The sequence below is a fragment of the Polaribacter uvawellassae genome (genome assembly GCF_039748955.1).
GTDB classification, from domain to species: domain Bacteria; phylum Bacteroidota; class Bacteroidia; order Flavobacteriales; family Flavobacteriaceae; genus Polaribacter; species Polaribacter uvawellassae.
The window spans coordinates 43816-57992 of the sequence record NZ_JBDIZN010000008.1; the positions used below are offsets into that span (position 1 = coordinate 43816).

The window sequence follows — 14177 nt, forward strand, 5'->3', positions numbered from 1 at the left end:
TCCAAAGTAAGTATCATTTATGAAAATTAAGCGTACAAATAATAATGAATCTATAGAGTTGCCTTTACAGATTTCTGTGAGTTTTGAAAAGGTGTTTTTGATGTATAAAAAATATTCAAAAGACGAATATAAAGAGCATCCAAATCATTTAGCGGCAAAAAACATGGTTGCTGAAATTGCAAAAACTCCAGCTTTAATTGATGGTTTTTCTGATTTTACTTTATTTGATACTCATAAAAAAAATATTGATTTATTACTAAATCCGCTTTTTCCAGAACCACTTTTATTGAACGAAATTAAATCGGCAACAATACCATTCACTTTTACTTCTTTTAAGTTTACAACTCGTTTTGACAACATTATAAAAAATGCAGGAACTGATTTTGAAGTTAAGATTCGAAATTTTGAAGACGATTTATTATACATTTATGCATGTACCATGATTTTAGGATCAGTTTATGGATATCATGTAGATTTAAAAAGACCATTTATTTTTGACATTCCAGATTTAAAATCTGGATGTTTAAAACATTACAGAGCTGCTTTTAATAATGATTTTGGTGAAGTAATTGCTACTGAAAATGCACCAAAAATTACTGAAGAAGACTACATAATTTTAATAAATAATTTTGACAATATTGATATTTGGAAAGAGAAATTTCCTCTAAATAGTTATATCTACAAAGGTTTTGGAATTATGAATCTGTTTGATGTTACAACAGATGAAGTGATCTCTAACATTAGAACAAATTTATTAAAAAGTGGACATAATTTAATTTCAGAATTACAAAAAGACCTTCGTAAATTTTATACTATTCCAGATTTAAAATTAGGCTATTCAATATTTGACAATGTAAATGTTAAAATTTGTGAAACGACTATTAACAGATCTAATAGTATTATTTTAAATAGTTCTGAAGAAGTTATTTGCGATTCGTATTTCTGTGATGGAATTATGCAAACGGTTTTTAAAAATCAAGAATCGCTTAGTATTTCTGATGTAGAAAAATATGGCAGACAAACTAATAAGAATCCATTTTATCAAAATTTAAAAAAACAAGGCATTCAAAGTATTACTTTAATACCAATTAAAGCAACAGAAAACAATGATTTGGCTTTGTTAGAAATTGCTTCGCCAAGACCTTTTGAATTAAATTCTGTAAACTTAAACAAGTTAAAAGACATTATTCCTGTTTTTGAAGTTGCTGTAAAAAGAGCTTCAGATGAATATCAAAATACAGTTGAAGCATTAATTCAAGAACATTATACAACTATTCATCCAACAGTAAAATGGAGGTTTAAAGCTGCAGCTGATAAGTATATTTTACAAACTACAAGACAAGAAAAAAATATTAAACTTGACGAAATTATCTTTAAAGATGTTTATCCGTTATTTGGTCAAAGTGATATAAAAGGTTCGTCAATTGCTAGAAATATTGCCATTAAAGAAGATTTAACATTACAGTTATCTTTGGCTATAAATGTTTTAAATGAAGCATACAAAGTAGAAAGATTACCTATTTACGAAGAACTTATTTTTAGAGTAAAAGAGTACTTACAAAACATCAACAAAGGTTTAAAAGCTGGAGATGAAATTGCAATTATCGATTTTTTAAAGCGAGATATTTATCCTGTTTTCAACCATATTAAAAAATTAAATATCACATTAAACGATCATGTTTCTGTGTATATGAACAGGTTGGATAAAGATTTACATGTAGTTTATGAAAAACGTAAAGATTACGAAGGCAGTGTTACACTTTTAAACAACAAACTTGCTGCTTTTTTAGATCAAAAACAAGAAGAAGCACAACTGATGTTTCCTCATTATTTTGAGCGTTACAAAACTGATGGAGTAGAATACAACATGTACATTGGTGGTTCTTTGACAGATAAAAAACCGTTTGATAATTTGTATTTATACAACTTGCGTTTATGGCAATTACAAACCATGTTTGAGCTAGAAAATATTGCTTTTAAAGCTCGTGAAGAAATGAATCACGATTTAAGAGTTGCTTCTTTAATTTTAGTACATAGCAATCCGCTATCTATTAAATTTAGAATGGATGAAAAACAATTTGATGTAGATGGCGCTTACAATATTAGATATGAAATTATTAAGAAAAGAATTGATAAAGCGCATATAAAAAATACTACGGAACGCATCACAGTTCCTGGAAAAATAGCCATCGTTTATTCTCAAGAAAGCGATGCTAAAGAGTATTTAAAATACATCCACTTTTTACAATCTAAAAAGTATTTAGGTAAATTAGAGAAATTAGAAATTGAGGATTTACAAGGTGTTTCTGGCTTAAAAGCATTACGAGCAGAAGTAATTTACAATCCTAATAAAGAAGTTATTTCTTTAAATGACTTAATAGAGGAATTAAGAAGTTAATTCTAAAACAAAACTCCTGTTTCTTTAATTTTAAAAGCAATTCCGAAACACAAAACAGAAACAATTATACCAACCATAAAAACCATATAAGTTACTCTTAACAACTTATATTTTCTATCAAGTACTTTTCCTAAAAAGTATAAATCTTTGGTCATAGAATTGTATAAATAATCTTTGTCTTTCATCAATTCTCCCATTGCCCACTCAAAATCTTTTAAGCTCATTTTATGAAAGTTTCCAAAGAACAATAAGTTTACCTTTTTGTCTTCAACATCTTTTTTAGAAAACTTACCTTCAGTAACATTTGGCCTAGTTGCTAAAACAGATAAAATGATAGAAGTAATTGTAAAAATTACAAAAACAATGGTCGGAGCAATTAAATATTGATTTGATGGATTGTCTAACTTTGGTAACAAACTAGAAAGTGCTAATGAAATAATAATAGCATTTACAGAAAGTAAAATATTTGCTTTTGTATCTGCGATATCGCTAAGCGTAATATGGTTTCTTAACGTAACTCTAAACATGGTTTCGATTCCGCGTTCTGGAGTTTTAGCTTTTTGTTTTTTAATTTTTAATGCTTCTTTTTTAATGGAATTCTTTTGATCTACTTGTACTACTTTTCTTTGATTTTTAAAAAGTTGTGCTAAATTTTTATCTTTTCCTTCTTGCCAATTTTGTTGCGCATAATTGGTCAAGTAATAATGTTTACTTGTTAAAAAAGTAATATTTTCTTGAATCCATTCGGAGTCAGAAAAGCTTTTATTACAAACTTTATTTAACTCCTCTTTTAGTAAATCGCTAATATCAGAAAAACTCTTTTTACCTAAATGCACACAATCAGCATCTTTAATAATTTTTTCTAAAATATCATCTGCTTCAGCATCAATTTTAGTTGCTCTAATTAATCGATTTACATCATTAATTATGCTATCATCAATATTATATTCTTGCAAAAAATTAGTTGCAATTCTAACACTTGATTCTTCATGATTTTCGGTTCCTTTTATATAACCAACATCGTGAAACCAAGCGGCTAACAACAAAAGATTTGCATCAACTTCTGAAATGTTTTCTGCTACAAGTAATTCTTTAGTTGCATTTACGACTCTTTGAGTGTGATTTAAATTATGGTAAAAATAATCACTACTTAACTCTTTCGTTAATAATGAAAAAACATATTTTTCGGCATTCAGCAATAAAGTCTCCATAAAAGAATTATTTTTACTAATGTAAAAAAAATTAGATGAACAGTCCAAAGTATTATAGCTTAATTATTTGTTTACTTCTACTAAGTAATTGTGCAACATACCTTCCACAATATAAAAAATCAAATCCAACTTCAACTAATTTTTCTAAAGAAGACGTAGTACATTCTTTTTACTTACTTGGCGATGGAGGAAATTCTCCAATTGGTTCAGAAACAACTACTTTAAAAAGGTTAAAAACTGAGTTACAAACTGCATCAAAAAACAGTACGTTATTGTTCTTGGGAGATAATATTTATCCGGCAGGAATGCCAAAAAAAGAACATAAACAAAGAGTTTTTGCTGAGCATCAATTAAACATACAAACCAATGTTGCTAACGATTTCAGAGGAAATACAATTTTTATTCCAGGGAATCACGATTGGTATTCTAACGGATTAAAAGGATTAGAAAGACAAGAAAAATATATAGAAAAAAAATTAGGAAAAGATTCATTTTTACCTAAAAATGGTTGTCCGATTGACAAAGTAAATATCTCTGATGACATCGTTTTAATTACCATTGATAGCGAATGGTTTTTAACTAATTGGGATAATCATCCAACAATAAATGACAATTGCGAAATAAAAACAAGAACAAGATTTTTTGATGAATTTGAAAGTTTAATTAAAAAAGCACGAGGAAAAACTACAATTGTTGCCATGCATCATCCAATGTTTACAAATGGTCCACATGGCGGTCAATTCTCATTAAAACAACAACTATTTCCGATTGGTGGTTCTATTCCTATACCAATCTTTGGTACACTTATCAACTTAGTTAGAAAAACAAGCGGAGTTAGTAATACAGACTTACAAAATAAAAGATATTTAGAGTTTAAAAACAGAATTGTAACACTATCTCAAGAAAACGAAAAAGTAATTTTAGTTGCTGGGCACGAACATACTTTACAGTATTTAAAACAAGATAATTTACCACAAATTATAAGTGGTTCTGGTTCTAAAATTTCAGCAACAAGAAATGTTGGCAAAGGATTATTCTCTTACGGAGCGCCAGGTTATGCAAAATTAGATATCTTAAAAGACGGTTCTTCTTATATTACATTTATTGCTTCAGAAAAGAATAAAATTGTGTATCAAACACAAGTATTAAAACCAAACAATCCTAAAACCGATTTTACTTTTACTAAAAATCAGAATCAATATACTTCTGCATCAATTTATACAGAAAAAGAAGTTACAAAAGGAAAATTCTACACAGCTGTTTGGGGAGAACGCTACAGAAAGTATTACGGAACAAAAGTTGCTGCTAAAAATGTAAATCTAGACACACTTTTTGGCGGTTTAAAACCTGTTAGAAAAGGTGGCGGACATCAATCTAAATCTTTGCGATTAGAAGATAAAGACGGAAAAGAATATGTAATGCGAGCGTTAAGAAAAAGTGCTACTCAATATTTACAAGCTGTTGCTTTTAAAAACCAATATGTAGAAAGTCAGTTTGATGATACACTTTCAGAAGAGTTGTTATTAGATGTTTTTACTGGATCTCATCCTTATGCTCCTTTTACCGTTGGCACAATGGCAAAAGCTATTGATGTTTTACATTCAAAACCTCAACTTTTCTATGTTCCAAAACAAAATGCTTTGGGTCATTTTAATAATGAATTTGGTGATGAATTGTACATGATTGAAGAACGAGCAGCTTCTGGACATGGAGAAAAACCAAATTTTGGATTCTCAAATAAAGTAATTAGTACAAACGATTTATTAAAAAAAATTACCAAAAACACCAATTCTAAAATTGATGAAGACGCGTATATAAAAGCGCGTTTGTTTGATATGCTGTTAGGCGATTGGGACAGGCACGAAGATCAATGGCGTTGGGCTGAATTTGAGGATGGAGAAACCACTTTGTACAAACCTTTTCCAAGAGATAGAGATCAAGTTTTTTCTATTATGGCAGATGGTTTTCTGTTAAATATTGTTACTAAAACGATTCCTGCTTTGCGCTTAATGCAATCTTTCGATGATGAAATAGCAAATACAAAATGGTTTAATTTAGAACCATATCCTTTGGATATTGCATTGATAAATCAAGCAACAAAAAGTTCTTGGGATAATCAAGTTGCTTATATTCAAAAAAACATAACAGATGCTGTTATCGAAGAAGCTTTTACTTATTTCCCAAAAGAGGTAACAGATCAAACAATTACAGATATTAAAAGAAAACTAAAAGGAAGAATTCAAAATCTCCAAAAAATTTCTGACGAATATTTTAAATACATCAATATGTTTTCGATAATTAAAGGAACCGATAAAGACGATTTATTTGAAGTTGAAAGATTCAAAAATGGTAGTACAGAAGTTAGAACTTACAGGATTATAGGCGGCAAAAAAGGAGAACTTTTCCATCAGAAAAAATACAGAAAAAAATTAACCAAAGAAATCTGGATTTATGGTTTAGATGATGAAGATGAGTTTCATGTATTTGGAGAAAAATCAAATGCGATAAAAGTGCGAATTATAGGCGGACAAAACAATGATATTTACAATATTACAAACGGAAATAAACTCACAATTTACGATTACAAATCGAAGAAAAACACCTTTAAAACCAATAAAGGGATTCGAAAATTAACGGACAAGTACAACATTAATGTGTACGATTATAAAAAGTTAAAATACAATACAACAGAAATGTTTCCTACAGTTGGCATGAACCCAGATGATGGAGTTAATATTGGTTTGGCTACCACTTTTACCAATTTTGGTTTTGAAAGAAATCCGTTTACTTCTCAACACACCATTGCTGGTTCTTATTTTTTTGCAACAAATGGATTTGATATTACACTAAAAAGTGAGTTTGCAAATGTGATTAAAAATTGGAATCTCGGTTTAGAAGCTACATTTACAAGTCCAAATTACAGTGTCAATTTCTTTGGGTTTGGAAACGAAACTACCAATCCATATTTTATAGATGAAAATACTTTTGATGAAGATTATAACAGAGTAAAAATTAGAAAAGCACAATTTTCTCCTTACTTAATTTGGCGTGGAGAATTAGGTGGTAATTTTAGAATTGGATTGAATTATAAATCTATTAGTGTAGAAAAAACTGCTGGAAGATTTATTGCCACAACTGCTTTAGCAAATAAGAATACTTTTTGGGGCGCGGAAGCACATTACAATTTTGAAAATCAAGATAACAAAGCGTTTCCTACTTTAGGAATGAAAGCTGATTTCACTATTGGTTATACTTCTAACACAACTACAAAAGCTAACTTTAGTTATTTTATTCCGTCGTTGAGTTTTGATTATAAATTAATTCCTAGCGGACAATTAGTTTTTGCAACAAAAGTAAAAAGTCATTTAAATTTTGGCAACGGATTTGAGTTTTATCAAGCAGCATCAATTGGTGCTAATGATGGTTTACGAGGTTACAGAAATCAACGTTTTACTGGTAAAAACTCTTTTTATCAAAATTCTGATATTCGCTTAAATTTACGCAAAATAAAAACAGGTTTATTACCTTTACATATTGGAATATATTCTGGTTTTGACTATGGAAGAGTTTGGTTAGAAAATGATGTTTCTGCAATTTGGAATACTAATTTTGGTGGTGGAATTTTCTTAAATGGCGCGGATATGATTTCTGCTAATATTGGTGTATTTAAAGGAACAGAAAATGCAAGAATTGCATTCTCTTTAGGGTTTAATTTTTAAACTGTATAAATTTCCTCCAATTTTTTTAACTCTTTCATCAGTAATAAACAAAGTGTTTTCATCTTTAAAGTTAATTCCTTCTTTTTGAGAAGTATGTTCTAGTGGAATTTCTTTTAGTTCACCAGAGAAAAAATCATCTCCATTAAAAGTGGTTATTATAAAAACTGATGCGTGATTTAATAAAGCTACCTGTTTTCCGTTTTTAGAAATATCTGCAGCAGTAATTCTACATTCTGAAGCATTACAAAATTCATATTTAGAAATAAATTCTGCAATGTGTTTTCCTTTTTTATTAGGAACTTTAAACAATAATGTGCTTCCTAAGTTTTTCTTTTTTCTGCTTTTTGTGAAAATGTAAAAATAGTTTTGAAAGTAAAAAAAAGCTTCTGCATCAAAAGAATTTTTCTTTTTTTCAACTTGTGGATATTCAAATTCGATGCTTTCAACAGCTGCATTTTCACCATTTAACAAATCTTGATTTGTAATTTTTAAAATACGTAGATTTTCTCTTTTTAGGTTGTTATTTCCAAAGTCACCAATATATAGGTTTCCTTTTTCATCAGAAGTTAAATCCTCCCAATCATTATTTACAGCTTCTATTTTTATAACTTTAGTGAGTTTTCCTTGCTGATTTACACCAAAAATTTCTGAGGTATTTCCAGAATCATTTAGCATCCAAATCAAATTAGAATTCACAATCATTTCGTTCCCAGAAACTTCTTTTAACGAAGATGATAATTGAGAAACTAAGGTTAATTGCCCATAATTAGTACAAGAATAAAAAAGAAAAAGAATACTATATAGAATTGTTTTTTTCATCTTTTGTAAGTTTACCAACCTCCAGAAGAACCTCCACCGCCAAATCCGCCACCGCCGAATCCACCACCAAAACCTCCGCCAAAGCTTCCGCCCGATGAACCTCCAAAACTTCCTCCGCCACCACCAAAACCTCTTCCAGCACTGCTTAAAATGATAGCATCTAAAACAGAGAAACCACTTTTACGCTTTCCTCCTTTTCCGCCACCACGATTGTTTTTATTAGAAAGGATGATGAATAAAATAATGAAAAAGATAATCGGTATCATTCTAAAGAAACTTGAATCTGTTTTCTTTTTAGATTTTCTACTTCCTTTAAACTCTCCTTTTAAAACTTTAAAAATTGCATCAGATCCTTTGTCTAAACCAGCATAATAATTGCCTTTTTTAAACTCTGGAGTAATAATGTTTACTCGAATATCTGTTGTAATATAATCAGTCATTAAATGTTCAACACCGTAACCTGTTTGAATACTTAATCTTCTATCGTCTTTTGCAACTAAAATAAATATTCCGTTATCCTTACCTTTTTGTCCAATTCCCCATTTATGAGCCCAGTTTGTTGCTAAAAACCCAACATCTTCTCCTTCTGTTTTTGAAATAATTGCAACAACAATTTGTGTTGAAGTTGAATCTGAATATCGAATTAATTTATGTTCAAGATTGGTTTTTTGACTTGGAGAAAGCAACTCAATATAATCATAAACACTGGTTTGTAATTTTGGTTTCTCCGGAATTTTATATTGTCCAAACGCAGATTGAATCAATAAAAATCCAACAAAAAACAAATATTTAGTAATTGTTAATTGTTTACTGCCAACTGAAAACTGTTTTCCAATCATCCTTTAGAAATTTCGTTAGACAATTCGTTTTCATCATCAGTTTGCCAAGGGAAAAATTGTTTTAATTGAATTCCAGCACTTAAAATCCCTGCAACAATTCCGTTTTTAAAATTTCCTTTTTTAAAATGTTCAGCAATAGTATCTCTTGTACAATCCCAAAAATCATCAGCAACAACATTATTTATTCCTTCATCGCCATAAATCACAAATTTTTGATCTTCTGTTGCTACATAAATCAACACACCATTTCTTTGTTCTGTTTGATGCATTTTTAATTCGTTAAAAACCTCTAAAGCTCTTTCGTAAGTATCTTTAGTCGCTTTTCCTTCTATGTGGATTCTAATCTCTCCAGAAGTGTTCAATTCTGCTTTTTGTATGGCGTTTATGACTTCCTTCTCGTCAAATTCAGATAAAAATAAGTGTGCTTTTGGCATTATTGTTTTTTGTTAAAATCAAAATTTACATCTGGCGCATTTTCTGCTCCTTTATCTGAAGCATATAAACTCATTGCTTCAAAACCTGCAATGTTTGCAATTATATTACGTGGAATTTTTTTAATATAGATATTGTAAGCTCCCGCAGAAGTATTAAACCTGTTTCTTTCTACATTAATTCTGTTTTCTGTTCCTTCTAACTGATTTTGTAATTGTAAAAAGTTTTGATTTGCTTTTAAATCTGGGTAACGCTCTACAACAACCATTAACTTAGACAACGCGCTACTTAAACCTGCTTGTGCTTGTTGAAAAGCAGCCATTTTTTCTGGCGTTAAATTCCCTGCATCAATTGTAGTAGAAGTTGCTTTTGCTCTTGCATTAATTACTTCTGTTAGCGTGTTCTTTTCAAAATCTGCTGCACCTTGAACGGTTTTAACTAAATTTCCGATTAAATCATTTCTACGTTGATAAGAACTCTCAACATTTGCCCAAGATATTTCAGCTTTCCCTTTCATATCTATCATTGTATTGTTCATTCCAATTCCCCATCTAACTAATGCGAAAATTAAAACTCCAATAATTATAAGTGGTAACCATTTTTTCATAATTGTATTTTTTAATATTTATAATTGACTTTTTATCTTGTTTAATTCTGCTTTTACTTTTTCTAATCTGCTGATAATTTCATGGTTATTTATGGTGCTTTCTGGATTGTTTTTTAATTTTTGTTTTGCACCTTCTAATGTAAAACCACGTTCTTTTACTAAATTAAAAATAAGTTTAAAATTGGCAATATCTTCTTGAGTAAATAACCGATTTCCTTTTGCGTTTTTTTTAGGTTTGATCACATCAAACTCTTTTTCCCAAAAACGAATTAAGGATGTATTTACTTCAAAGGCTTTGGCAACTTCGCCAATTTTATAATACCTTTTTTCTGGTAAATTGATGTGCATTAATCTAAAGATTGATTTTCTCTTGAAGCTAATTCTAACATTCTGTCGTATTCTTCTGGAGTTAAATCATTAAAGTAATAGTAAACAGGATTCATTTTTCTATTTCCTTTATGAACTTCGTAGTGTAAATGCGGAGCTGTAGAAATTCCTGAAGTACCAACATACCCAATTAAATCTCCTCTTTTTACTTTTTGATTTTTACGAACAACATATCTTTCCATATGTCCGTATACAGTTACATATCCAAAACCATGATCTACTTTAACATAATTTCCTAAAGCACTTCTAGTTCTAACAGCTTTTTGCACAACACCATTTCCGGTTGCATAAACTGGTGTTCCTTTTGGAGCGGAAAAATCCATTCCCCAATGAAATTTTCTGGTTTTATAAATTGGATGTACTCGATATCCATAACCTGAAGCCATCCTTTTTAAATCTTTATTTGCTAAAGGTTGAATTGCCGGAATTGACGCCAACATTTCTTCTTTGTTTTTAGCCAATCTTACAATTTCATCTAACGATTTAGATTGCACAACTAATTGTTTAGATAAAATATCCAACTCTTTTGTTGCTCTTTTAATCATTGAAGAGTTATCGAATCCGTCTAAATATTGATATCTATTTACACCACCAAAACCAGCTTTTCGTTGTTCTTCTGGAATTGGATTTGCTTCAAAATAAACTCTATAAATTGTATTATCTCTTTCTTGTAACTCCGATAACACTTTACTACTTTCTTCTATTCGTTTACTAAGCAGCTCGTAATGTAATTGTAAGTTTTCAAACTCTCTTTTCTGGGCTCTTTCATTTGGTGACATTAAAAACTGACTAAAGCCAATAAACCCAAAAAATGCTACCAAAACAACAGCTAACATAATAAAGCTAATCTTCTTATAGATGCTTTTTTTATCTCGCTCAATCTTTCTGTACGATAAAGTATCTGCGTCGTAATAATATTTTACCTTTGCCATAATCTTAAATGTACTATTTTTGTGTTCTCTTTAATTGTAAAATTTATAGTTAGAAAACATGCAAATTTACAAAATGTTTTACAACTGCCTTTTTTATAGTTTTTATTTAAAGGTAAATTAACTTTTAAGAGCAAAACATTATGCATTAGTATCTATTAGTAGGTAAACTTTACAAAATGTTACATAATTATTATTGATTGAAATTATTATAGATGAAATCGCAAGACGTTAGAGCTACTTTTTTAAATTTTTTTAAAGAAAAAAACCACAGCATTGTGCCTTCTGCACCAATGGTTTTAAAAGACGACCCAACATTGATGTTTACCAATTCTGGCATGGCGCCATTTAAAGAATATTTCTTAGGAAATGCAATACCAAAAAACAATCGTATTTCTGATTCTCAAAAATGTTTACGTGTTTCTGGAAAACACAACGATTTAGAAGAAGTTGGTTATGACACCTATCATCATACCATGTTTGAAATGCTTGGAAACTGGAGTTTTGGTGATTACTTTAAAAAAGAAGCTATTGCTTGGGCTTGGGAATTGTTAACCGAAGTTTACAAAATTGATAAAAGCATCTTATATGTAACTGTTTTTGAAGGAAGTGAAGATGCAGACAAATTAGATTTAGATCAAGAAGCATACGATTACTGGAAAGAAATTATTCCAGAAGATCGTATTTTGATGGGAAATAAAAAAGATAATTTCTGGGAAATGGGAGAACAAGGTCCGTGCGGTCCGTGTTCAGAGATTCACGTAGATATTAGATCTCCAGAAGAAAAAGCTAAAGTTGACGGTAAAACGTTGATCAACATGGATCATCCGCAGGTTGTAGAAATCTGGAACTTGGTTTTTATGCAATACAATCGTAAAGCAAACGGAACTTTAGAAGAATTACCATCAAAACATATTGATACAGGAATGGGTTTTGAGCGTTTGTGTATGGTTTTACAAGATGTAAAATCTAATTACGACACAGATGTTTTTACACCATTAATTAGAGAAGTAGAAGCAATTACAAGTGCTGATTACGGAAATGACGAAAAAACTGACATTGCAATTCGTGTTATTATAGATCATGTAAGAGCTGTTGCTTTTTCTATTGCCGACGGTCAATTACCAAGTAATACCGGAGCTGGTTATGTGATTCGAAGGATTTTAAGAAGAGCTGTTCGTTATGGATTTACTTTTTTAGATAAAAAAGAGCCTTTTATTTATAGATTGGTTGACGTTTTATCTAAAAGAATGGGAACTGCTTTCCCAGAATTAATTTCGCAAAAACAATTAATCGAAAATGTAATTAAAGAAGAAGAAGCTTCTTTTTTAAGAACTTTAGATCAAGGTTTGGTTTTATTAGACGGAATTATTTCAGCATCAAAAACATCAACAATTTCTGGAGAGAAAGCTTTTGAATTGTACGATACTTTTGGGTTTCCAGTAGATTTAACTGCTTTAATTTTATCAGAAAAAGGATATTCTTTAGACGAGAAAGGCTTTAATGAAGAATTACAAAAACAAAAAAATAGATCAAGAGCAGCAAGTGAAACTTCTACAGAAGATTGGACAATTATATTAGAAGATGCACCCGAAGAATTTGTTGGTTATGATACTTTAGAAGCATCCGTAAAACTAACAAGATATAGAAAAGTAGTTTCTAAAAAAGACGGAGAAATGTATCAATTGGTTTTTGATAAAACTCCATTTTACCCAGAAGGCGGTGGACAAGTTGGTGATAAAGGTTATTTAGAAGATTCTTACGGAGATGTTGTCTATATTTTGGATACAAAAAAAGAAAGCAATGTAATTATTCATTTTTCTAAAAACTTACCAAAGCATTTAAACGAAACTTTAAAAGCTGTTGTAGATAAAAAACAACGTTATAGAACAGAATGTAATCATACGGCAACACATTTATTACATCAAGCGTTAAGAGAGGTTTTAGGAACACACGTAGAACAAAAAGGTTCTGCTGTTCACTCAAAATATTTACGTTTCGATTTTTCTCATTTCTCAAAATTAACAGCAGAGCAATTAACAGATGTAGAAAACTTTGTAAACAGAAGAATTGCAGGTAAATTACCTTTACAAGAAAAAAGAAATATACCAATGCAACAAGCAATTGACGAAGGCGCAATGGCGTTGTTTGGAGAAAAATATGGCGATGAAGTTAGAGCAATTCGGTTTGGTCAATCTATAGAGTTATGTGGAGGAACGCATGTAAAAAATACGTCAGATATTTGGCATTTTAAAATTAAATCTGAAAGCGCAGTTGCTGCTGGAATCAGGAGAATTGAAGCCATTACAAATGATGCAGTAAAAGATTTCTATTCTGAAAATAACAAAGCGTATTTTGAGATGAAAGACTTATTAAATAATGCAAAAGAACCTGTAAAAGCATTGCAAAGTTTACAAGAAGAAAATGCTGTTTTAAAGAAAGAAATAGAGCTTTTATTAAAAGACAAAGCGAAGAATTTAATTGGCGATTTAGAAAATCAATTAGAAGAAATAAATGAAGTACAATTTTTAGCAACAGAAGTTGATTTAGATGCAAACGGAATTAAAAATTTAGCATTTGATTTAGGAAAAAAACACCAAAACTTGTTTTTAGTTTTCGGTTCTAAAAACAACGGAAAAGCAATTTTAACCTGTTATGTTTCTAAAGAAATTGTTGAAAGTAAAAACTTAAATGCTGGCACAATTGTTAGAGAATTAGGAAAATACATTCAAGGTGGCGGTGGTGGTCAACCTTTCTTTGCAACTGCTGGAGGAAAAAATCCTGGAGGAATTAAAGAAGCAATCGAAAAAGCAAAAGAGTATATTTTGTAGAAAAT

The 14177-nt window shown here is 30.0% G+C and carries 10 protein-coding genes; 3 read left to right on the top strand and 7 right to left on the bottom strand.

Features of this window, described 5'->3' with window-relative positions; all coding sequences use genetic code 11:
• The first annotated feature begins 19 nt into the window (after positions 1-19).
• Positions 20-2398 carry a GAF domain-containing protein gene (locus tag ABDX67_RS13050; RefSeq protein WP_347175483.1) on the top strand — a complete coding sequence of 793 codons (2379 nt, stop codon included), beginning with the start codon at positions 20-22 and terminating at the stop codon, positions 2396-2398.
• A 2-nt stretch (positions 2399-2400) separates the two neighbouring features.
• Here the strand turns inward: ABDX67_RS13050 and ABDX67_RS13055 are convergent, their stop codons facing one another.
• Positions 2401-3609 carry a Pycsar system effector family protein gene (locus ABDX67_RS13055; protein ID WP_347175484.1) on the bottom strand — a complete coding sequence of 403 codons (1209 nt, stop codon included), beginning with the start codon at positions 3607-3609 and terminating at the stop codon, positions 2401-2403.
• A 35-nt stretch (positions 3610-3644) separates the two neighbouring features.
• On the opposite strand from ABDX67_RS13055, the gene ABDX67_RS13060 reads away from it, so the two are divergent.
• On the top strand, positions 3645-7328 hold the full coding sequence (locus ABDX67_RS13060) for a metallophosphoesterase (RefSeq protein ID WP_347175485.1): 3684 nt from the start codon (positions 3645-3647) through the stop codon (positions 7326-7328).
• Here the strand turns inward: ABDX67_RS13060 and ABDX67_RS13065 are convergent.
• From ABDX67_RS13065 to ABDX67_RS13090, 6 genes are read right to left on the bottom strand one after another with little or no spacing between them, the layout of a single operon-like run.
• Positions 7311-8147, bottom strand: coding sequence for a hypothetical protein (locus ABDX67_RS13065; RefSeq protein ID WP_347175486.1), 837 nt, complete (start codon positions 8145-8147; stop codon positions 7311-7313). The two genes, ABDX67_RS13060 and ABDX67_RS13065, sit on opposite strands and share 18 nt — an antisense overlap.
• 11 nt (positions 8148-8158) lie before the next feature.
• On the bottom strand, positions 8159-8986 hold the full coding sequence (locus ABDX67_RS13070) for a TPM domain-containing protein (RefSeq protein ID WP_347175487.1): 828 nt from the start codon (positions 8984-8986) through the stop codon (positions 8159-8161).
• Entirely contained in the window at positions 8983-9420 is a 438-nt protein-coding gene (locus ABDX67_RS13075) for a TPM domain-containing protein (RefSeq protein WP_347175488.1), read from the bottom strand. The genes ABDX67_RS13070 and ABDX67_RS13075 overlap by 4 nt, the downstream gene beginning before the upstream one ends.
• Entirely contained in the window at positions 9420-10025 is a 606-nt protein-coding gene (locus ABDX67_RS13080) for a LemA family protein (RefSeq protein WP_347175489.1), read from the bottom strand. Before ABDX67_RS13080 ends, ABDX67_RS13075 begins: the two co-directional genes overlap by 1 nt.
• Positions 10026-10043: 18 nt before the next feature.
• Complete coding sequence (locus ABDX67_RS13085) at positions 10044-10373, bottom strand: MerR family transcriptional regulator (protein WP_347175490.1); 330 nt, start codon at positions 10371-10373, stop codon at positions 10044-10046.
• A complete protein-coding gene (locus tag ABDX67_RS13090) occupies positions 10373-11344 on the bottom strand; it encodes a M23 family metallopeptidase (RefSeq protein ID WP_347175491.1) in 972 nt (323 codons plus the stop codon). The genes ABDX67_RS13085 and ABDX67_RS13090 overlap by 1 nt, the downstream gene beginning before the upstream one ends.
• Positions 11345-11556: 212 nt before the next feature.
• On the opposite strand from ABDX67_RS13090, the gene alaS reads away from it, so the two are divergent.
• Positions 11557-14172, top strand: coding sequence for an alanine--tRNA ligase (gene alaS, locus ABDX67_RS13095; RefSeq protein WP_347175492.1), 2616 nt, complete (start codon positions 11557-11559; stop codon positions 14170-14172).
• The last annotated feature ends 5 nt before the right edge of the window (positions 14173-14177 follow it).